Below are 21529 nucleotides of genomic sequence, written 5' to 3'. Positions count from 1 at the left end.
GCGTGTTTTTTTGTGTCATGCATAAAGGAGGCGGCGCCAATACCGAATAAATCAAAAAGTCGGCGGAGTTGACGCTCAGAGACAGCGATCCTTATAATTTCTTTATGACGATTCCAATTGTAACCACCAAGCTGTATATGCCCCCGCCACGGTTGAAGACCGTTACCCGTCCTCGTCTGATTGAGCAGTTAAACGAGGGACTAAACCGTAAGCTGACGGTCATTTCAGCACCAGCAGGCTCCGGGAAAACAACACTTGTCAGTGAATGGCTCGACAGCGGTGAACGACCCTTCGCTTGGATTTCCATGGATGAAGGGGATAATGACCCTGCGCGTTTTTTTACATATCTCTTCACAGCGCTGCAAAATATTGGCCCGAATATTGGATTGGGCATATTGCCTTCGCTCCATTCTCCTCAACCTCTACCAATCGAATGGATGATCACGACTCTGCTTCATGAAATAATCGCAATACCAAACCCTTTTGTTCTTGTCTTGGATGATTACCACGTATTGAAAACGGGGCCGCTTGATGATGCCATCTCATTCCTGCTTGAACGCATGCCCCCGCAGATGCATCTGGTAATTGCGACCCGTGAGGAACCACGACTGCCTATTGCCCGGCTACGAGTACGGAACCAATTGAATGAAGTACGCGCATCCGATTTGCGCTTTACCTATTCGGAAGCAGCTGAATTTCTGGAGAAGGTGATGAAGGTAGAGTTGTTACCGGAAAACATCGCTCTGCTCGAATCCCGCACAGAAGGCTGGATTGCCGGTCTACAGTTAGCCGCTCTTTCCATGAAAGAACAAATAGATGTCGAAACCTTCCTTCCAACTTTTTCGGGCAGTCACCCTTTTATCCTCGACTATCTGGTGGAAGAAGTGCTTACCCAGCAATCTGCAAGCATTCAAGCATTCTTGCTGCATACATCCATCCTCGACCGATTGTCCGGTCCTCTTTGTGACGCCGTTTTGGGACAAAGTGATATCTGCTCAAGTTCTGGCCAGGAAACGTTAGAGTTCCTCGAACGCGCCAACTTGTTTATCGTCCCGCTGGACAGTGAGCGGCGTTGGTACCGCTATCATCATCTTTTTGCTGATTTGCTGCGGCAGAGGCTCCGTCAACGTTTTTCATCGACAATAAGCGAAGGCGAGCGAATCGTCAAAGAATTGCATATCCGTGCAAGCATCTGGTATGAAGACAATGGTTTTGAAATGGAAGCCTTTCATCATGCAGTGGCAGCCAATGATACATCGCAAGCAACAAGACTCGTAGAGGGGGAGGGGATGCCGCTGCTCTTTCGTGGAGGGGTAATCCCTGTACTGAACTGGCTGGAGTCGTTACCACACGAGGAGTTGGATGCAAGGCCAGCGCTGTGGGTGATGTACGCTTCTGCTTTGCTGATGACTGGTCAAATAACTGGCGTTGAACCGAAGCTGCTAGCCGCTGAAAAAGCAATGCAAGGGTTAGCGCAAGATGCAGGGTCCAGAGATACTCTTGGGCATATTGCTGCCATACGCGCCACATTGGCTGTGAGCAAGCATCAATCAGAGATCATTATGGCGGAGGCCAAGCGAGCCTTAGAGTACCTGCACCCTGACAATTTGCCTGTCCGTACAGCCACTACTTGGGCGCTGGGGTATGCCTATCACCTTCAAGGGAATCGTACCGCAGCCAGCATGGCTTACCATGAGGCATTATCGAACAGTGAGAGGCTTGGCCATGTCGTGATCACCATGATGGCTACGCTTGGACTAGGGAAGCTACAGGAGGCAGATAATCAGCTCCATATGGCGGCAAAGACTTACCAGCATGTACAAAAATTGGCTGGTTCTCCTCCCATACCAGCTGCTTGTGAAGCGCATCTGGGCTTGGCCCGAATTTTTTATGAATGGAACGACCTGCGTACAGCGGAGCATTATGGTCAACAGTCCATTCAATTGGCACGTCAGCTGGAACAAACGGACAGAGTCGTGGCAACACAGGTGTTTCTCGCAAGACTGAAGCTAGCACAGGGAGACGTTAGTGCAGCGGCTGCTATGATTGCAAATGCTGAGTACGTGGCTCGTAAGCATGGCTTTTTCATGCAGATGCCTCCTATTGCCGAAGCACAAGTCCTTATCTTGCTTAAGCAGGACAATCTGACAACGGCAGCCCGATTAGCACAGAAGCACGACCTTCCCATACTCCAAGCCCGTGTACTTCTGGCACAGGGAGATACGTCCACAGCACTTACGGTGCTCGAACCATTGCTCGAGCAGGCAGAGGCAAAACAGTTAGAGGATGAACGACTCAAGATCATGCTTTTGCTAGCGATTGTTCTGCATGTGCATGGTGATCAAGCAAAAGCTGCGCAAATGGTGAAAGATGCTTTGGTACTAGCGGAGCCAGGTGGATTCACTCGCATTCTTGTCGACGAAGGTATCCCGATGAAAAGGTTATTGTGTGATGCGGTAGCTTATGGAAAGATGCCACGTTATATAGAAAAGCTGCTTGCGGAATTAAAGCCCCACCATGCTGATTCTCTCATTGAGCCGCTTAGTGAGCGAGAACTTGAAATTTTACAGCTCATCGAAAAAGGATTATCGAATCGTGACATTGCCCAGCAGCTGTTCCTCGCACTCAGTACGGTGAAAGGGCATAACCGGAATATCTTTGACAAGCTGCAAGTACAGCGGCGGACGGAAGCAGTCGCACGCGCTCGCCAGTTGGGCTTGCTGTAAATTCCAAAACAATACTTAAGTATCTGTATATCAATACCGTGCTCCCGCTATACTCATGGCAAAGCAGAATAGGGGGATGTCAATGAGAGCCGTGGTATGCACGAAATACGGATCGCCCGATGTTTTGGAGCTAAGAGAAGTAGAGAAGCCTATCCCTAAGGAGAATGAAATCCTGATAAAAGTGCATGCAACAACGGTTACATCAGGAGACTGTAGAATACGCGCCTTCAAAAGTCCGTTCTTGCTCTGGATTCCCATGCGCCTGGTGCTCGGTCTCACAAAACCGAGAAATCCGATTCTCGGTGTGGAGCTATCTGGGGAAGTCGAAGCGATCGGAAAACATGTAAAACGATTTAAAACAGGCGACCAAGTCTATGCATTAAGCGGGATGCGATGCGGTGCACATGCAGAGTACATCTGTCTGCATGAAAACGCCATCGTAGGGTTAAAACCGACAAATGTTACACACGAAGAAGCCGCCGCGATTCCTTTTGGGGGAACGACCGCCTTGCACTTTTTTCGAAAAGGAAAGCTGCAAAAGGGACAGAAAGTGCTGATCTACGGGGCTTCCGGATCGGTAGGTACCTCCGCAGTGCAGCTTGCCAAGTATTTTGGCGCTGAGGTGACAGCGGTATGCAGCTTTGCCAATTTCGATTTGGTGAAATCGTTGGGGGCCGATACCGTCATCGATTACAGGAAAGAAGATTTTACGAAAAAAGAAGAGCGGTATGACGTTATATTTGATGCCGTTGGGAAAGCAACGAAGTCCCATTGCGTAAAAGCACTGGCACCCAACGGGATATTCCTGACAGTGGATGGGCAAGGGATTGCAAAGGTGCGGACGGAGGATTTGGTTTTCCTCAAAGAGTTGATGGAGGCAGGGCAGGTAAGAGCGGTTATTGATAGACGTTATTCGCTGGAGCAAGTACCGGAGGCACATCGATATGTGGAGACAGGGCGGAAGAAGGGGAATGTCGTGATTAAGGTGGAAGAGGTTAAAAAGGAAAATTGAAAAAGAGGAAATAACTGTATTATGATAGCTTTAGGGAAGGCGTTCCTCGGCCTTCTTTTTTTATTGTCTACTACTTGCGAAGGATTAGGAGAATGATATGGGGGCAATAGGTAAAGAAATCACACGGTATTTCAGGAGCGTAGTCGCGGCGAATACTCATACTGGAATTGACTTTAAGGTGGACCCATTTTATATTTTGAATCCAGTTGAGCTTATCAACGGACAGTTGGAAGCCGACGTCTGTAATAAAATCTTCTTGGGAGGAAACAAGGGTTTCGCAAATGAAGAAAACAAGTCTCAGAAGGACACTATCAATGTCCTGATTTGTGCCAAAACAGTGAAAACTGTCTTTGAGGCTTATGTCAAGATTCAAGAAGAAATAGAAGAATTGACTGGCCTATTTTTTATTCCAGCGATTCTTCATAGAGATGGAAAGCTTAGGTATGATAGCAGCGATAAGAAACTGCCATGGTTTCCAAGAGAGTACCTTCAGCCCATGGTGGAGCCAAAGCTGTCTGTTGGCTATGCGGATGAGGTTGACCAATTTATTAGTAACCATGTAGATCGAATAGAACAACTCAAGACTTGGTCCGATTACGTTGAATTTTTCAAAGCGTTTTATGAGTCTATTACCGGAGCTAAATTCGAACAAAACGAAATTCCAAATCGAGGCGATGATTTACCGATCGAGTTGGAGAGTAATGTGTATCTCTTTGTTGATAACACTGTAAATTCTACCTATCATGTCATGAATTTGTACAACCATTTGCTGGAAAATGATCTGCCTAAGGGTCTATATGAACGTTTCATTTCAACCAAGCCTGCTAAACTTGATTCGCTAATCGAGAATAGTCTGTCGAATATGAAGCTGCACGCTGGTCAAATGGGAGGAGAATTTCCTTTATCCCCTTCGCAAAGAGAGGCAGTCAATCATTTTAACCACATGAGAGACGGCGATATTCTGGCAGTCAATGGGCCACCGGGTACGGGGAAAACGACTCTCTTGCAATCTATTGTTGCCGATATGTATGTCAAAAGGGCAATAAAGAAAGAAAAAGCACCGCTTATTGTAGCGACATCGACGAACAATCAAGCAGTTACGAATATAATCGCTTCATTTGGAAAAATAAATAAGGTTGGGCTTTCTAATCTAGAGGAACGTTGGATTGAAGGGGTAACTAGTTTTGCTACATATTTTCCATCGGGACAAAAAGAAAAGGAAGCACGAAATAATGGTTATCAATTCACGAATTCTAGAGGAGAGCATTTTGTTGCCAGTGTTGAAGCGAGAGAAAATCTCGAAAAATCAAAGAGCAAACTGCTACAAAATTGCAATAAATATTTTGATACTGAGTATGTACAAATAGCTGACTGCCAAACAAAGCTACACGAAGAATTATTGTATTTTGAAGAGAGAAAACAAGCACTATTGGTTTTGTGTGACACGTTAAATCAATTTGAATGCAATGGGGAGAGAATAGATAGCTACCTCAATTTGTTGGAGGAAGGGATCGAGCAGGTTCAAAGGTCGATTCGAGACATTTCCAAGAGAGTTAAGGAGTGGGAAGGGTGTTACAAAAGAATTCCATTTTTCTTTAGATGGTTCTCGAAGCGTGTACAAACAGAGTTCACGCTATTCATGAACGAAGAAGAGTGGACTTTCTTGCAAGGCACTATGAAGCTAATCGAAATCAAAGAAATTTACAGCGTGCGTCTTGCTGAATGTAATCGAAAGCTTGCTGATCTTCAAAAGAAACGAGATGCTGTAAAGAAATGGATTGAGCAGTATGATAACGAATTAATTCTATTAAATCAACATGGAATCGAATTGCATGATGATGAAGCAAGCAAATATGATGTTTCAATTGACAAGATGAACGATCTGATAGATAAAAAGATTCGATACGTAGAGTTTTGGCTAGCTGTTCATTATTTTGAATGTCGGTGGGCAAGCGGGGAAGATGCATTAACCGAGAAGCAAGTTGGGAAATCTTTTAAAAATGTTTTGGAGAAGTTCTATAACCGGCTTGCGATGATTACTCCTTGTCTGGTGATGACTTTTTTCATGCTTCCGAAACAATTCTTAGCATATGGCGACCAAACTAATTTTTTTCTTTATAACTACATCGATTTGCTAATTGTGGATGAGGCGGGGCAAGTATCTCCAGAAATCGGTGCAGGTGCATTTGCACTGGCAAAAAAAGCGATCGTTGTTGGGGACGTCTATCAAATTGAGCCAGTGTGGAGCATAAACCGGGCATTGGATAAAGCACTTGCCCTTTCCAGTGGAGCGATTAAAGAATTGGGCAGTTATGAACAACTAGAATTATGCGGATTAAATGGATATGGCTCAAGTGTGATGAGAGTGGCCGCAAAAAGCTGCCGTTATCAAAAATATGAAGAGAGGGGATTGTTTCTATCTGAGCATCGTCGCTGTTATAACGAAATCATTGATTATTGTAACAAGCTCGTTTACAAAGGGAATTTGGAGCCGAAACGAGGAAAAGGGACGGAACATGCAGGGCGAGCCTTAAAACAGTGGCCTCAAATGGGATTTCGACAGATTAACTCTGAAAACTCTAGCAAGCAAGGAACGAGTCGATACAATCGACAGGAGGCAGCCAAGATAGCTGAATGGTTGAACGAGCATTTTGCACTCATTCAGGCTGCATATTCAAAGGAAGCAGAGCACAATTTGATTGGAATCATTACTCCGTTTAAGGCACAGGTTCGATGCATCCAAACAGAAATTGGAAAGCAAGCTCCTCATTTGCGTTCGAAGATAAGTGTCGGTACCGTTCATACTTTCCAAGGTGCCGAACGAAATGTCATTCTCATGTCCACCGTATATGGAAGGAACGAAGGTTGCTTTTTTATTGATGCAAACAAGAGTTTGATGAATGTTGCAGTGTCTAGGGCTAAAGATCACTTTTTTGTATTTGGCGATAATCAGTGTTTGAAAGACGAGCCTAGTAGTGCAAGTGGGTTGCTTATGGCAAGTCTAGTGGGGAATTCCATATAGAAGTTCAAGAAAAAGTCGCTTAGGTACTATCTTTCAATACCTGAGCGACTTTTTACGTTCAAGCCCTACTCATTTCTCCACGCAAGTGCCAACGTCCCCATCCCAGCATGCGCCCCAATCGTGGAGCTGATCGGCCCAACCAACACCTCGACATCGGAGTATTTGCTCTGAATTTTCTCTTTCAGTTCCAGCGCTTTTTCCAAGACGTTGCCATGCAAAATCTGCACGTGCTTCACGGAATAATTCTGTTTGGCGTTCTCCAGCTGTTCCAGCATGCGCTTGACCGCTTTCCCTTCGGTACGAACCTTTTCATATACTTCAAACAGCCCGTCTTTAATTTGGAAAATTGGCTTGATCTGAAGCAGATTGCCGATGAAATATTGCAAACCGGTCATTCGGCCGCCCTTGTAAAACTGGTCGAGACTGCCGACCAGGATGTAGTTCTCGAAATTTTTGTACTCTTCTCGCAAGGAAGCCGCGATCGCTTGATAGTCTTTTCCTTCTTTGGCTTGCTCGATTCCGTTTAAAATAATCGAGGTAATCGGGTACGACATCAGCTTGGAATCTACCGACTCGACAGGGAAGTCTACCATCTTGGCTGCTGTTGCACTTGTATTGTAGGTCCCACTCAGATTAGAGGAGAGGTGGACAGCAATCGCGCATTCATACTCTTCCTTTAATCGTTCGTAGAGCGTCACAAATTTTCCTAAGCAAGGCTGCGACGTTTTGGGAGCATAATTGGCCTTCACAATTTTTTGATAAAGCTGTTCAGGCTCTAAATCAATGCCGTCTTCATAAGTGCCATCTTCGAAGATAATCTCCAGTGGAACGACGTAGATGTCATGCTCTTCCATGAGGTGATCAGGTATGAGTGCGGTACTGTCTGTAACCCAGGCAATTTTTTTCTTCAAGGAAACATGTCCTCCCCCAATTTAGTAGAAACCTTGCTATCTCTTTACTAGCGAAAGCTTTGGGTCATAGTGGTCCGAGCCTGACCGTGTATAAGCAAACTCGCATATACTATCATAATACGGAAACTGTCGTTTTTTGTCGTAAATAGAAGAAGTTTTATTGAACAAATGAAAAATCCCATGTTTCTTCGAGAGGAAGACATGGGATTTGTATGCGGTCTACTCAACCAATGGCTTGATTTTGGGAAACACCTTCAATGCTGTCTTGTAAAACACATCCTCGTGATACTCCACGGGGATCAGGTCCTGGACAAACTGGATATACGGCTTCACTGGAGCCAACGGCCAGTCTGTTCCGAACAAAAACTTGTCGTAATGATCACAATAGGTGATCGCGTGGCGCAGATGGGAGAAGAAGAGAGGGGATTCGGCAAGTCGCTTGCAATTGGCTGCGTCACCTACCATTAAGCCGGAGAGATCTGCAAACATATTGCGGTTTTTATAAACAACTTCTGCCCCATCGAGTACCCACGGGTCGCCAAAATGGGCCATCATGAAATTGACGTCTCGATGCTTCACCGCCACCTCGTCCATTGTGAGAGGGTGGGAGTATTTTAAGAGTCCGCGCTCCGAGTACGTATCTCCGGTGTGGAAGACGACAGGCATCTGGTATTTGGCTGCGAGCGCATAGACGGGATCGTAGACGCTATCATAGGCGTAGAAGGGATAATAGCCCAGATAGATTTTCAACCCGACCACGTTGGGCTTTTGCAGGTCAGCTTCCAAGCGTGCCACTGCTGCTTCATCCAGTTTAAACGGGTTGATTCCCAGACAATAGACGAACTGCGGCGGCAGCTCGTCTGTCAGGTCTAGTCCCATAGGAGTGACAGCTTCCACATCGGGAAAGCCGTCTGGCTGAGTCTCTGTCAAGCCCATGCCGATCCCAAGGACTACGCCATTTTCGGCATATTCTTGCAAGAGACCAGCGACGGAGTAATCGACAAACGACTTTTCTGCCGCCGTCCGCTTGAATTCCTCGATATGGGATAAATGCATGTGCGCATCAATGATTTTCATTGTGAAGCCCTCCCTTATTTGGCAAAGCGAATCGCACGTAAGTCAGATAAGGCGTTGGATGGAAGCGTGTTGTCGGCAAACAGGAAAAAGACAGGCGGAGTAAAGGTCGTGCTGTTGTTTGGCAGATTCAGTTCGCGTATGACAGAAGCTACGGCCACTTCCTTGTTTGCGTATACCTGGAGGTCCGCAGTATCGAGGTCAGTAACGATATGCATCTGATCCTTGCTGTTAGCTCGCCTGAGTACATAATCGGAAACTTCAAGGACATCCAATTCACCTTGCGCCAGCTTGTAGCTGAGCTCCTCGCCATTCGTACCGACGGTTTTCAGCCATACCGCTTCGTCCTCGGTTCCAGGCTGCAAAAAGATGTCCGTGGACAATTCCTTGCCAGCAAAGTACGTTCCGGTATTCTGCTCGATCTCAACGGTGTGACAGAGGACAGGTGCTCCTGGCAGCAGCAAGTAATACTGGTGGCAAGTCAACCCGCGATACTTCTCCTGCTTTTTCACATGGTAGCTGACCTTGATTCCCTGCCACGCATTTTGCTTGTTGTCGACTAGCTCGACAAAGGAAGCCGTCCGCTCTTCCTTAACCAATGAAAACGCGCTTAACTCCTCCATATAGTTGCCAATTCCACCTGTCCACGGATTCCACCAAGATTTCGGCTTCCGCTCAGGGAATGCGCTGTCCAGCCACTCCTGCCCATTGCTTGTGAGCGAGTAGAGTGTCGAAGCAAAATCTGGAGCGGCTTTGATCCGCAATCGTCCATTGTCCGCGATATAGACCTGCTGTCCCTCTTCCACTGTTTGCTCCTGGATGATCTTGCCTTGACCAATTGGAAAAATCGCGCTCTGCAATTGCGACACATGCGTGGCAAAACGTCCTTCTACTTGCACGAGGTCATATGGTTTTTCCGGTGTCTTGAAGGTGAAGCCAGATTCCGTCTCTTCCTCAGCTTCTGTAAAGCTCTGCGTTTGTCCAGAAGCTGACTCGCTCAAAAGAGATGCCATCAGTTCTCCGTCCAAATATTGCTGCTTGTATTCTTTTACTTGTACATCCAGTTCCTTGCTTGTGACAAACGGATTTTGCCCATTCGCACTCAACTCCAGATGAGAGGTCAAGCTCAGGTCTGCTGGCAGTGGTTCTTTACGGGCAAAGGCGCGGAATTCTTTCCAGTCGGTATAGCTACCATGCGAGAAGTGAATCGGGCCAAACGATTTTTTTTCCTGCGGAGCAAGCATGCCGAGAGTGGTTTCAAGTGTGACGTACCAGCCTTGAATGTCAAAGCGGTATTCAGGAGGCCAGCACATTCCCCATGGGGCCGTTTCATCCTGTGTAAACAGCCAGTTTTCACTGACTAACTCAGCATCCCAATAGTCCATATCGCTGCCGTAGGAGGACGGTGTTTCCACATAACGGCCTTGGTACGGCACAATGGGGCGATGAAAACTGTGATGAAAGCCTTGGTTTAGCCACAGCTCAGCAGCCAGCTTGTCAGCAGAGTGGTTTTCTATCTCCAATCCGTGTTCTACGGTGCCATCTCCGAACAGGAGCGTTTTGCTAATCAACGCAATTTGCGGGTATGCACCGGAGCGGTACGTTGCCCGGATTCCGATGGCTCCTTTTTCTGCGATAAACGCAACTTTCTCGGCACGTTTCTTCGAGAACTCGCTGGAAAACGGTTTGCCGAGCTTGGGATAGAAGAGATTGGTTGGCTCCCCGCCTGTCCCGCCGACAACGGTCATCTCATTATCTTCTTTGTTCAAGTAGAGCGAATGGCGGCCATGGTGAACTTGCCAAGCCTGTTCCGTTTCTCCCGACACCATCGCACCGAGTCCCGTAAAGGCAGCCCCGATTTTTTTGGCAAAAGAAACCGATCTGCCATCTGCGAGCTTTGCCTCCACCTGTACGTTCGCTTCGTAAAAGCCGTGTTCAAACAGATCAGCTTTAAGCGGAAGCGACATGCGCTCTTTGCCAGACAGTTTCAAAGTGTGGCGTTGCTCTTGTAAGCCGAAAAATGAACATGCGGGCAGCTCGAATGAAAATTCGGCTTCTTCCGCAAAGTTGTTTTCCACGTCCAAATAAAACAGTTTTGTCTGTCCCGGATAAGAGAGGCCAGGTACATGTAAGGAAAGAGTAGCAGGGAACTTGGGAAGGATTCCTACCTCAAACAGCGCTGCCTTGCCGTTGATCAGCAGGTTGGTGCAGACACGCGGATGCGTACGCCAGATGCTTTGCTCTTCTGAGATTGGATCGACAAAAAAGTTTGCTGACAGTATGGTTTCCCCTGTTACAGCTAGCTCGTGCTGATAATCAAAGCGGATCGTGTCGCTCGGCTGCCCGTTTAACGAAATCTGTAACGGCTTGCCTGATTTGTTGACGATTCGGTAGTGAATCCGATACTCCCGTCCAAAGACCAGCTCCAGCTTTTCCACTTCGGCAGACACGAGATAATCTTCCGTCTCGATCGAGCGCATGCCTCGACCGCGCCGCTCAAACTCTACGCGCAAGCTCTTTTCTCCTTTTGCCCAGGAGTAGGTGAAGTAATCAAAGCCATTTTCCTTGCGTCCGTCTGGCTCTACGACGATCTCCCGTGTGGAGTCCTGATACCAGTCAAGCTCCTCAAAATAGTGGGCGATCGCCTCGGTACGGAGCACAGAAGGAATCATGTTCATTAGGTGAGTGGCGTCGTCCCGGTCTTCCCAGAAAAAGCCGAACTTCTTATACAACGGAACAGCCTTCGTGTTTCCTGCCCATGTATACAAATCAAGTCGCGGCCAGCCGAGCTCAATCGTTTTCTCCAGTGCGCATGAAAGCAGCATGCGGCCGACCTTTTTTCCGTGAAAGTCGGGACGTACATTGAGCAATGGGATGTAGAGGGCACCAGTATCTTCCCGATATTCGGCCAGGCTGCAATAACCAACGACCGTTTCGCCTTCCATTGCGAGATAGACGGTGATAGCGTCAGAGGCTGCTTCTTCTTGTCTGATTTGTTCGGCTGTCGTAATCGAATTTCCGCCTCCCCAGCTATCTCGGCTGGCATTCCACATATCTGCGACCGCTGCGGCCAGCTCAGGGCGGTAGGTGACAATTGAGATTGATGCTTCCATGCTTGTTAACACCTCGATTACATTGTTAAATGATGGATCTTCTAAGAGTAGTACGTTTGAACCATAGAATTGTTGCTAGTTTTCGGAAAAAGAATCTGAATATGAGATAATAAGAGTAAGCAGGAAGGAGGTAGCTATGAAACGGAAACTTATTATTGGTGATATCCATGGATATTTTCATGTACTTAAGCAGCTACTGGAAAAAGTAAATTATAGGCCTGTACAGGACCAGGTTATTTTTATTGGAGATTATATAAGTAGAGGACCTGAATCTTTAAAAGTTGTTTCGGAGATAAAGAGAATGGTGGAGGAGGAAGACGCAATTGCTTTAATGGGGAATCATGAATATTCTTTGATTGAATTTTTGGACTCTCGGAACCCTTCCTTTGATTTATTTTTTCTACATAAAATGGGTGGTATGAACGCAATAGACAGTTTTCTTCAAGGTGTTGAGGATTCAGTTTTTAACGACATAGAGCTTGTGAAAAGAACACTCAAAGTAGAGCGCAAAGAAGAGATTGATTTTATAAACCAGTTACCTTATTACTTTGAAGATGAAGGACATATTTTTGTACACGCAGGAGTTCGTCCAAGGAATTGGCGAGAAACAACACCTTCTGATTTTGTCTGGATAGGTGAGGATTTTATTGAAAGTCCAACAGACATTGACAAAGTTGTGGTATTTGGACATACTCCAACTTCTAGAATAAAATCGAATCCAGAACCCAATCATATTTGGTATTCGACAGAAGGTGATAAAATAGGAATAGATGGCGGGTGCGGCTATTTTGGTGGACAACTAAATGCGTTGGAAATCAATACGGAAGGATACAGGAACCACTTTGTCAAATGCTAAAATACACAGCCCCTACCCTAGTTAAAAGGTGGGGGCTTTTTGATGCTTCTTGCCAACTTACCGGTCATTTTCCTACTTTACAAGCCCCTTCAGGTAGTCCAGGAGCATCGGATAGAAATGCGGTTTGAAGTGAACGCCGTTGTCCGCGTATTGGATTTTGTTGGTGGCGAAGAGGGGTGACAAGTCCACGTAATCGACTTTGACTTCATCGGCCAACTGTTCAATCGCTTGGTTGAAGTCCGTAATGTTCGCATACTGCGGCACTTACTTCAGGGTTTCCTCGGAGACTGGCGGGATCGACAGGATGTGAAGGTTGGCCTTCGGCAGCTTGCTCCGGATGCTGTCGATCAGCTGGCGATATTGCTCGACGAATTCCTGCTTGTCCGACAATTTAATGTCATTGCTGCCCAGCAGAATGAATACATGCTCCGGTGCCCGGCTGGCGAGTTTCTCGACATTCATGAGGGCGAGAGAGAGCGTCGCGCCGCTCGGGGCGATAACGTTCGTCGTATCCACTTTGTTCAGATAGGACAACGCCCCCAGGATGGAATCCCCCAGGAAAACACTGTGCTTGAACGCTGCTTTGTAGGCTTCGTTCGTATCGGTGACCGCTGGACCGCGCGGCTGATTGGCCATATTCGTCCGCTCCTTCAAATAGCCCAGCAGGATTGGGTAGAATGCGTTCTTGAAATGAGAGCCGTCTTCATCGTATTGAATCTTGTGCTGCTGGAAAATGGGGGCAAGGTCAATGTAGTCGATTTCCTTCTCCTTCGCCATCTTTTGCAGGGCTGCGTTGAATGTTTCAATTTGCGGGTTCATGGACGCACCGAGCGGAGATGCGGCATCTACCGGCGTAATCGACAGTATGTAGACGCGGGCTTCCGGCAGGAGCTCCCTTATACGATTGACCAGCCGAGTGTATTTCTGTATGAATGTCTCCGTCGCTTCCTCCAGCGGTTCCCCGAGATCGTTCTGTCCCATTGATAGGAACACATGCGAAGGCCTGCGGCTCATGATCTCTTCGACGTTGTCCAGCGTAGATTGGACCGTTGCGCCCAATCCCCCCATGACATTCGCTTCAAGCAGCAGGTCATCGTTCGTCAGTCCTCCGATAATGGAGTCGCCTACGAACAAGCTGCTGTCGAACAATTCTTGGACGCTGCCTGCAGGTGCCTGTGTCGTAGCGAGCTGAGTCTGCCCCTTGTCGTCGGCCGCACCACAGGCGACGAGGGTCGATAGCATCGCCGCTGACAGAAAAATACTTACCCATCGTTGTACCATCTTCATACGCAATAACTCCTTCTTACAAGATAGTCATACCATAGAATAGAGAAATCAATATCGGGTGCAGATGAGAACAATATCGGTTGATCATGTAACAAGCATGCATTTGGTTGGCTGTAGTAGCTTTTAGGGGAAAATTGGTATACTTGCAGAGGGGAGGAATGACTATGAATTACATCATCTTTGACCTGGAAGCTACGTGCTGGGAAAACGACAGGACGAAGCAAAATGAAATCATAGAAATTGGAGCGGTAAAGCTGGATGAAAACCTTGCCGTGATCGGTGAGTTTCAAACTTTTATCAAGCCGAAGCTAAACCCCATTCTCTCAGACTTTTGCAAAAAATTAACATCCATTTCTCAAGAAAAGGTGGATCAAGTACCAACACGGAAAAATGATTGGAGCCGAGCGCGGTGTCGGGATGGGGAAGGCATTGCAGATGTTGAATATCCCACTCGAAGGAACACATCATCGTGGAATGGATGATGCCAGAAACATCGCCAAGATATTCGTCGCGATATTTGATCGGTTGAAGTTTTCCTGATCGTCCACCATACGCAAGCCACGATAAATGTGAAATTAAGGTAACGATAAGGTGCGATTTAGAAGCCATTAAGCTTAGCTCGTTACAATCAGGCTTGAGGTGATAGTCATGGAGCTAAAGCAGAACCGCGTTCGCATCATCGATGGCTTGCGGGGATTTAGTTTACTAGGGATTTTGATGGCGAATATGCTGATTTTCCAGTATGGGATTTGGGGAAGCCAAGAAATGGATTTATACGCCCTCCCCGATTATGAAATGACTGCTTACAAGCTAGTGAAAATAATTGTGGAAGGCAGCTTTATGCCGATTTTTACCTTCATGTTTGGTTTTGGCATGATCAAGATGCAGCAAAGCTTGGCTGCCAAAGGCTTGAGGCAAAAGCGCTACCTTACCCGCAGGTTTTTGATGCTGATCGGACTTGGTTTCCTTCATTCGTACTTCCTATGGGAAGGGGATATCTTGGCTTTTTATGGCATGATGGGCTTCTTTCTATTGCTGTTCATGAACCGTAAACCGAAAACTCTGCTCATTTGGGGGATTGTCTTACTCTGTCTCATCAGTTTAATGGGGCTAGCTCCAGATGATCCGAATGATCCTGCGAGTATTACCGATCCTGCCCGTATGGAAGCTTATGTGGTCAAAACTATGACCGTCTATGGCACGGGAACATACGAGGAGATTGTGCATCACAGAAGCAGTGAAGATCCGCTTGGTTTGCCGGAATACATGATGTTTGTTTTACTGTTGATCGCGCCGCTTATGAGCGCACCCATGTTTCTTTTTGGGATGTATGCTGCGAAGCGCAGGTGGTTCGAGAAGCCAGAGGAAGAACGAATCTCGTATCTCCGAAACACGCTGATCTTCTTGCCAGCGGGACTTTTGTTAAAAGCGCTACATGTGTATCTGCCGGGACGTTGGTGGAGTGGCGTCGGTGAGATATCGGGGGGAACCATTCTTGCCATCGGTTACATTTTCGCCTTTGTTTGGTTCTTTTCCAGAGGCAAGGAATCAGCTTGGCTGCCAAGGTTTGAAGCCGTGGGGAAACTTTCCTTAACCAATTACCTTATGCAAACCGTCATTTGTACGACGATCTTTTATGGATATGGACTCGGATGGTTCGGAAAGATCGGGGTATTGGCTGGCTGTGGATTAGCGATCGTGATTTATGTGGCACAGCTTTTATTAAGCCCGCTGTATCTAAAACGATTCCGTTATGGTCCAGTGGAACGACTATTGCGTATGTGGACGAATCTTTCGTTCTCCGGCAAGGCAAAGCAACGCCTGGAAAAACCTATTTCTGCTTAGTGCCAGAAAATAAAAACCAAGCAGCTGCTCTATTGGCTACTTGGTTTTTTGTTTTTGGCCTCTAAAAATATGAATCCTCTTATTGGTTTCCATCATATGATGTAAATGATTGGAAAAAAGATGATCGAATGGGTCATCGTAAAGAACGGAGGATGGGAATTGGGACGTTTTCAAAGAGCCGTAACGAGTCTTGTTTTCTTTAGCCTCTTTTGCTTGATCTTCCAAGCATCCATATTCGTGCCTGTAAGCCAAGCAGCAAGTGCTGAGGAAACGCCAGCCGCGGTAGAATCCACTGTAGATCTTCGTCACTTACAAGGAAAAGTCAATGAAATTAACGGCGAGAATTTGGTTCAGGAAAAATATACGCCCGACAGCTGGAGCAAGCTTGTGTATGCGCTGGATGCTGCAAAAGCCGTACTGACGAAGTCTAACGTCACCCAAGCAGAAATCGATGGTGCCTTGTCCGTGTTAGTCACAGCAAGAGAAGGGCTGAAGAAGCAGGATGGCACAGTCGACAAGAGTAAACTGCAAACGAAAGTAGAGGAAATTGCAGTGGAAAAGCTGCAAGAAAAAGATTACACGAGGACCAGCTGGAAAGAACTGCAGAATAGGCTGGAGCAGGCTTACTTTGTCCTGGATGATCCGAATGCGAGCCAGATTGTCGTAGATGTTGCCCTTGAGAAACTGATCAAAGCGAGACAAGATTTGAAGAGGCAAGATGACGCGGTCTATAAAAGAGAATTGAGAGCCAAAGTGGAAGAGATCGAGGACAAAGACTTGGATGAAGACGACTACACCAGATCAAGCTGGCGTGATTTGGAAGATGCACTTAAACATGCATGGGATGTCATCGACGATCCACATGCCACGCAGTCGGAGGTAGACGACGCTCTGTACGATTTGAAGAAAGCATGGAGAAATCTAAAGGATGACGATGATCGGGACAGAGACCGGGATCGGGACAGAGACCGCAAAAAAGATTCCTATACCACGCCGACAAACAGCTTTTTCACTGGAGGCAGCTCTACAGATAAGAAAGAGGAACGCCCTGCAGCCAATAAGAAAAGCAAGAGCCAACGTGGCTATATCAATGGCTATCCAGACGGAACGTTTCAACCGGATCGCACAGTAACACGTGCGGAGATGGCTGCCATTTTACTGAACGCTGAAATGGTGGGCCAGTCTTCTGTGAATAAGGGACGGTTCTTCGATGTAGCCGACAACTACTGGGCAGTAAATCCGATTCATCAAGCTAGTGCAGCCGGTATGATGAGCGGCTACCCAGATGGCACATTCCGTCCATCGGCCAACATTACTCGAGCGGAAATAGCTGCGGTCATCTATAAATACAAGGCCTTGCAAGGTGTGGGAGGGGGAACAGCCTTCTTTGATGTGAGGGGAGATCACTGGTCATCTCCAATCATTGCAGCGGTTGTTTCAAAAGGCTACATGGCAGGTTATCCTGATGGCACCTTCCAGCCTGAAAAAGCACTGACGCGTGCCGAAGCCGTAACGATTCTCAATCGCGTGCTGAATCGCGTGCCAGAGAACCAAGCTGGCCCGCAGAGATGGCCGGATGTCGTACCTGGTCATTGGGCGTATAAAGAAATTGAAGAAGCATCCATGAAGTAACGATTTCGAAAAAGGACTCACCCTCCTGTAAAATAAGAGGGTGAGTTTTTTAATGGGTGATGAACATGAGGAGTGTAAACAGATAAGGCTGGATTCGATATCATCAAAAACGCGCAGGCTGTGCGCAACAGGGAAAGCGTCGACGATCAATGTCGATGCTTTTTATGTATAGTGAAAAAGGTCGTATTTTCTATTCTTTTCTATCATTCGGTTATCTCTTCCAGAATGTTGTGGTATAATCTACCACTAAGATAGAATGGCACAAAATCATTCAGCTTAGAATCGAGAGGAGAAAGTTTCATGAAATTAAACAAACGCTGGAACAAACTGACTCGCTGGGCGGGTACAGGTGCACTCAGCTTGGCGCTTTTGCTAGGGTATGTGCTTCCAGTCCACGGGCAGACTCCCGTAGCTCCCATAATCAGTCCTTGGTCGGTGACCACGTTGAACGAAGGGGAGAAATACGGAATTTTTCCACTGGCGTGGTATGAAGAAGGGTCTTTTCAGCAATCGATTCCTGCTGACAAGTTTACTACCTTGATGGAAGGAACGGCGAAAAAGCTGGATCATCTGGGACTGAAGAAAAAGAACGCTTCTTTGTCTTTTTCGACTGATAAGGTCATTACGAGAGAAGCAGTCATTACTTCTTTGTACAAACTCCTGGCAAACTACGAACTGCCAGCAGCATTCGAAATGACCGGGGATAACCCGATTGACTACATGAAGAAAAAAGGCTTGGTCAAAGGGACTAGCGCAGGTCTCGAGCTGAATCAGCCAAGCACGGTTGAACAAGCGACAGTGATGGCGAGCAGACTGGTCGAGTTTGCATACGATACGGTGGGCGGCGGTGCCGAAGGTCTCATGTGGAAAGTGACCAACGGCAAAAACACCATGTACTTGCTTGGCTCGATTCACATGGGGATCGCAGATATGTACCCGATGCAAAAAGACATCCGGGAAGCGTATGATGAGTCGGATGAACTGTGGGTCGAAGCCGATATTATCAACGGTGACAATGACTATTTAACACAAAAGATGGTATACACGGATGGCACCACATTGAAGGACCACGTATCCGCGGAGACGTACCAAAAGGTGCAAAAATTGCTTGCCAAGCTGCAACTGCCAACCAATTCCTTTGACACCTACAGACCATTTGCTATTTCGTTGTCTGTGCCAACGCTTGGCTATGTTGACAGTGAAACGGATGTTCAGTTCGCGATGCTAACGGGTATCGACAGGTACTTCCTGACGAAGGCGATGCTGGATGAGAAGCCGATCAACGAGCTGGAAGGCATTAAGCTGCAAGCGGATTTGCTGTCAGGTGTACCGGCGGAGCAGCAGGAAAAAGAATTGAACATTATTTTAGATAGCGCTATGTCCGAAAAAGGGCTGGAGGACGGAACAAAGCTCTTAAAAGACATGCAGACGGAATGGGTAGAAGGCGATCTGAATGGCTTTATCCAGATCATGACGACGCATGGCGATTTCGGTGAGGGCGAAGTAAACCAGCGTTTGCTCGGTGAGCGAGACAAAAACATGGCTATGAAACTGGCAGAAGTGTTGGAGAAAGAAGGGGAAACGACTTCTTTTGTCGTGGTCGGTGCTGCCCACTTCTCGATGGAAGGTATGGTTATCGATCATTTGAAAGCCAAGGGCTATCATGTGCAACAATTGCAATAAGAGCTGGAATAGGAAGTGTCGGCGTACATGCTGGCACTTCTTTTTTGTTTACTGAAAAATTGCTTACCCGGACAACTGTTGCTAACATTCTCCAGTTGGTAGTAAAATTATACTATCTTGGCATACATAGGAGGTATTTTGCGTGGGCTTGTTTGATATGTTTAAGACAGACAAAGGGGAAGAAATGACCCCTCATTTTGGATTCGCATGTTCCTTGCTCTACATGATGAAATCAGATGGAGAAATGGACCATGAGGAAATCGGTCAATTGCTCGCTGTATTGGGCGGTGAAGAAAACAACGGCGTGATTGGTGTAGGTGCGAATAACAGACAGTTGCTCGAAAACGCAATGAAATATACACGCAATAACTCCATCGAGAAATTCTTGAGCGAAGTAACTCCATTGCTCACAGATGCTCAAAAAATGTGCATTCTGGTTAACCTGATCGATTCTTCTCTGGCAGATGGCCAACCTGAGCGTGAAGAGCAAGAGCTGTTTGGCAAGTTCTTGACTGCATTTAATATTTCGGAAGATCGTTTCCGTCCATTCTTTGAAGTAATCGTGTTGAAAAATGACCGTGGTGTGTTCGTAAATCAAAACCATCCAAAGAACCAACCAGGTTACAGAGTTACCCTTCCCGTTTAATCCATGATACGAATTCAAAACCTTCTCATTTGAGAAGGTTTTTTTCGTTTTTCGAAAAGGGCAGCTCCCCAAAAGAGCAATACAGAAGAAATGCTACCGCTGTGATTGTGCTACGATTTGTTTAGGAAAAAAATGAAAGGTGGGACCCCCATGCGGAGTCAAATTTCCAAAACACGTCTGTGGATTGCACGGATTATGAGCGGACTTGTCATTCTTTTTATGCTTTTTGACGGCGTATTCAAACTGATCCAACCTGCTCCTGTCGTAGAGGGAACCCTCGTACTCGGCTATGCGGAGCATCATATTGGCGTGATTGGAATTCTCGCCCTTGTATCAACAGTGTTGTATGCTATACCACGGACAGCAGTTTTGGGTGCGCTTCTGTTGACTGGATTTTTCGGTGGTGTCATTGCGACGCAGATCCGTGTCGATGCGCCACTCTTTTCCCATACGCTGTTTGCTGTCTACCTCGCGATTTTGATGTGGGGCGGATTGTGGCTGCGGGATGAGCGGGTGCGAAAGCTGCTTTTCGCTGCCAAAGAAGAAAAATGATAAACACAAAAGAGCTGTAGCCACATCATCGGCTACAGCTTTTTCCATTACCCTATTTGGTTGTAACTGTGAATCTCCGGTATTCGTTGGGCAACAGCCCGGTTCTTTTGCGAAATAGCTGGGAGAAGCGACTGGAGTTATGGTAGCCCACGATATACGCAATTTGATTGATATGTAAATCGGTGCTCGAGAGGAGCTGCTCGGCGTGAATCATTCGCTTGTTTTGGATATATTCGGTAATGGTGCATTGGTTCGCTTGCTTAAAGGTGTATTTCAGCTTGGTGAGTCCCATGCAGGCGATCCGGGTAAGGTGCTCCAAGTGTATTTCAGAGGCAAAGTGATCGTCAATATAGGCGGTCACAGCTGTCAGCCCGTCCAAATCCTGCCGGGATATGCTTTTCGTTGGATGCGTTTTTTTGTGTGCTTTGGCCTTTTCCACGATCAGTGATACTGCTTCTGCGACTTTCCCCTCGTAGTACAGCTTTGCGGCAATTCCCGTTCCCCGAAAATTCCGTATCTGTCTGAGCAAGAAAACAAGCTCCGCGAAATTCGTCATCCCATCTACCGTAATAAAGGACGAGCGCAGGTCCTTATACTCTACTGGATATTTGCTTTTCAAATAATCCTCGTAATATTCCGGCATGATTTCAATAGCTGTCGAGCGGATGGGGATGTTTTTGCGATAGCTGGCCCGATACACATTGTTATAGCCGATATGGACGCGGATGCAGCCGCTTGACAATCGTTTATACGGATTGAATTCTTCTCCAGAGACGGAATCGTAATAATTGAAGCTCAGGTACTTGGGTTGCTGGAATTCCAGAAACAAATCCTCGTAAAAGACGAAATCTTGGATCGAAATCGAGAACAGGTTGTCGCGCGTATAAGTCCAGTAGCGCCCCTGCCCTTTCTCTGGCAAAACAGAAAAGCAAACGCCTTCGGGATTGTATGGACCGTGGTCGTCGTCAGGATAAAAGCCGCATTGCATTAAACACGGTGTATGTAGTTCCGTCAGTATATCTTTCATTAAAGTCACCACCCATGCCGTGATCGGACGAAAACATACCATGAAAAGACGTATGTCTACCTGTCGTATTGCTAGAGATTATGATCATCATTATCATTACGATTTGTAAGGGGGAATGCTGCGTGCTTCTTCTCCCCTTAATA

15 protein-coding genes and 1 pseudogene are annotated in these 21529 nt (G+C 46.8%); 10 read left to right on the top strand and 6 right to left on the bottom strand.

Annotated elements, in window-relative coordinates; all coding sequences use genetic code 11:
* Positions 1-104: 104 nt before the first annotated feature.
* From C7R94_RS22290 to C7R94_RS22280, 3 genes are all read left to right on the top strand, one after another.
* Complete coding sequence (locus tag C7R94_RS22290) at positions 105-2726, top strand: winged helix-turn-helix domain-containing protein (protein ID WP_106784897.1); 2622 nt, start codon at positions 105-107, stop codon at positions 2724-2726.
* Positions 2727-2808: 82 nt separating this feature from the next.
* The gene (locus C7R94_RS22285; RefSeq protein ID WP_106784826.1) at positions 2809-3738 is read left to right on the top strand and encodes an NAD(P)-dependent alcohol dehydrogenase; all 930 of its coding nucleotides are present in this window, start codon (positions 2809-2811) and stop codon (positions 3736-3738) included.
* Positions 3739-3835: 97 nt separating this feature from the next.
* Positions 3836-6760 carry a DEAD/DEAH box helicase gene (locus C7R94_RS22280; protein WP_106784823.1) on the top strand — a complete coding sequence of 975 codons (2925 nt, stop codon included), beginning with the start codon at positions 3836-3838 and terminating at the stop codon, positions 6758-6760.
* A 65-nt stretch (positions 6761-6825) separates the two neighbouring features.
* Here C7R94_RS22280 and C7R94_RS22275 read toward each other — a convergent pair whose 3' ends face one another.
* The 3 genes from C7R94_RS22275 to C7R94_RS22265 all read right to left on the bottom strand — a co-directional run bounded on the left by C7R94_RS22275 (position 6826) and on the right by C7R94_RS22265 (position 11858).
* On the bottom strand, positions 6826-7671 hold the full coding sequence (locus C7R94_RS22275) for a DegV family protein (protein WP_106784821.1): 846 nt from the start codon (positions 7669-7671) through the stop codon (positions 6826-6828).
* Between the two features lie 219 nt (positions 7672-7890).
* On the bottom strand, positions 7891-8748 hold the full coding sequence (locus C7R94_RS22270; RefSeq protein ID WP_106784819.1) for an amidohydrolase family protein: 858 nt from the start codon (positions 8746-8748) through the stop codon (positions 7891-7893).
* Positions 8749-8762: 14 nt separating this feature from the next.
* Positions 8763-11858, bottom strand: coding sequence for a GNAT family N-acetyltransferase (locus C7R94_RS22265; RefSeq protein ID WP_106784817.1), 3096 nt, complete (start codon positions 11856-11858; stop codon positions 8763-8765).
* Positions 11859-11994: 136 nt separating this feature from the next.
* Here C7R94_RS22265 and C7R94_RS22260 point away from each other — a divergent pair, with 136 nt between their 5' ends.
* Positions 11995-12714 (top strand): metallophosphoesterase, encoded by a 720-nt coding sequence (locus tag C7R94_RS22260; protein WP_106784815.1) that lies wholly within the window; start codon positions 11995-11997, stop codon positions 12712-12714.
* A 72-nt stretch (positions 12715-12786) separates the two neighbouring features.
* On the opposite strand, the gene C7R94_RS30730 is transcribed toward C7R94_RS22260, so the two are convergent.
* Both C7R94_RS30730 and C7R94_RS22255 read right to left on the bottom strand, forming a co-directional pair.
* Positions 12787-12978, bottom strand: a complete 192-nt coding sequence (locus C7R94_RS30730) for an SGNH/GDSL hydrolase family protein (RefSeq protein ID WP_233220632.1) — start codon at positions 12976-12978, stop codon at positions 12787-12789.
* Positions 12979-14001: a GDSL-type esterase/lipase family protein gene (locus C7R94_RS22255; RefSeq protein WP_233220631.1), complete on the bottom strand. Its 1023-nt coding sequence runs from the start codon at positions 13999-14001 to the stop codon at positions 12979-12981.
* A gap of 164 nt (positions 14002-14165) precedes the next feature.
* Between C7R94_RS22255 and C7R94_RS22250 the strand changes: the two are divergent.
* From C7R94_RS22250 to C7R94_RS22225, 6 genes and pseudogenes are all read left to right on the top strand, one after another.
* Positions 14166-14541 (top strand): annotated as a pseudogene (locus tag C7R94_RS22250) (3'-5' exonuclease).
* A gap of 108 nt (positions 14542-14649) precedes the next feature.
* The gene (locus C7R94_RS22245; protein WP_106784813.1) at positions 14650-15846 is read left to right on the top strand and encodes a DUF418 domain-containing protein; all 1197 of its coding nucleotides are present in this window, start codon (positions 14650-14652) and stop codon (positions 15844-15846) included.
* 159 nt (positions 15847-16005) lie between these two features.
* On the top strand, positions 16006-17478 hold the full coding sequence (locus tag C7R94_RS22240; RefSeq protein WP_233220630.1) for an S-layer homology domain-containing protein: 1473 nt from the start codon (positions 16006-16008) through the stop codon (positions 17476-17478).
* A gap of 300 nt (positions 17479-17778) precedes the next feature.
* Positions 17779-19161, top strand: coding sequence for a TraB/GumN family protein (locus C7R94_RS22235; RefSeq protein ID WP_106784810.1), 1383 nt, complete (start codon positions 17779-17781; stop codon positions 19159-19161).
* A 142-nt stretch (positions 19162-19303) separates the two neighbouring features.
* Entirely contained in the window at positions 19304-19807 is a 504-nt protein-coding gene (locus C7R94_RS22230; RefSeq protein WP_106784808.1) for a tellurite resistance TerB family protein, read from the top strand.
* 150 nt (positions 19808-19957) lie between these two features.
* Positions 19958-20359, top strand: a complete 402-nt coding sequence (locus tag C7R94_RS22225) for a DoxX family protein (protein WP_106784805.1) — start codon at positions 19958-19960, stop codon at positions 20357-20359.
* A gap of 52 nt (positions 20360-20411) precedes the next feature.
* On the opposite strand, the gene C7R94_RS22220 is transcribed toward C7R94_RS22225, so the two are convergent.
* Entirely contained in the window at positions 20412-21386 is a 975-nt protein-coding gene (locus C7R94_RS22220; RefSeq protein ID WP_106784803.1) for a helix-turn-helix domain-containing protein, read from the bottom strand.
* Positions 21387-21529 lie beyond the last annotated feature (143 nt).

The organism is Brevibacillus sp. NRRL NRS-603 (genome assembly GCF_003013445.1).
Taxonomy (GTDB): Bacteria; Bacillota; Bacilli; order Brevibacillales; family Brevibacillaceae; genus Brevibacillus; species Brevibacillus formosus.
This window is presented reverse-complemented; position numbering and strand designations above follow the sequence as displayed.

What these genes read in the sequence shown, in the direction of transcription:
- C7R94_RS22255 (WP_233220631.1), bottom strand. Translation starts at nt 14,001, where the DNA reads ATGAAGATGGTACAACGATGGGTAAGTATTTTTCTGTCAGCGGCGATG.
- C7R94_RS22285 (WP_106784826.1), top strand. Translation starts at nt 2,809, where the DNA reads ATGAGAGCCGTGGTATGCACGAAATACGGATCGCCCGATGTTTTGGAG.
- C7R94_RS22280 (WP_106784823.1), top strand. Translation starts at nt 3,836, where the DNA reads ATGGGGGCAATAGGTAAAGAAATCACACGGTATTTCAGGAGCGTAGTC.
- C7R94_RS22220 (WP_106784803.1), bottom strand. Translation starts at nt 21,386, where the DNA reads ATGAAAGATATACTGACGGAACTACATACACCGTGTTTAATGCAATGC.
- C7R94_RS22265 (WP_106784817.1), bottom strand. Translation starts at nt 11,858, where the DNA reads ATGGAAGCATCAATCTCAATTGTCACCTACCGCCCTGAGCTGGCCGCA.
- C7R94_RS22225 (WP_106784805.1), top strand. Translation starts at nt 19,958, where the DNA reads ATGCGGAGTCAAATTTCCAAAACACGTCTGTGGATTGCACGGATTATG.
- C7R94_RS22260 (WP_106784815.1), top strand. Translation starts at nt 11,995, where the DNA reads ATGAAACGGAAACTTATTATTGGTGATATCCATGGATATTTTCATGTA.
- C7R94_RS22235 (WP_106784810.1), top strand. Translation starts at nt 17,779, where the DNA reads ATGAAATTAAACAAACGCTGGAACAAACTGACTCGCTGGGCGGGTACA.
- C7R94_RS22290 (WP_106784897.1), top strand. Translation starts at nt 105, where the DNA reads ATGACGATTCCAATTGTAACCACCAAGCTGTATATGCCCCCGCCACGG.
- C7R94_RS22245 (WP_106784813.1), top strand. Translation starts at nt 14,650, where the DNA reads ATGGAGCTAAAGCAGAACCGCGTTCGCATCATCGATGGCTTGCGGGGA.
- C7R94_RS22270 (WP_106784819.1), bottom strand. Translation starts at nt 8,748, where the DNA reads ATGAAAATCATTGATGCGCACATGCATTTATCCCATATCGAGGAATTC.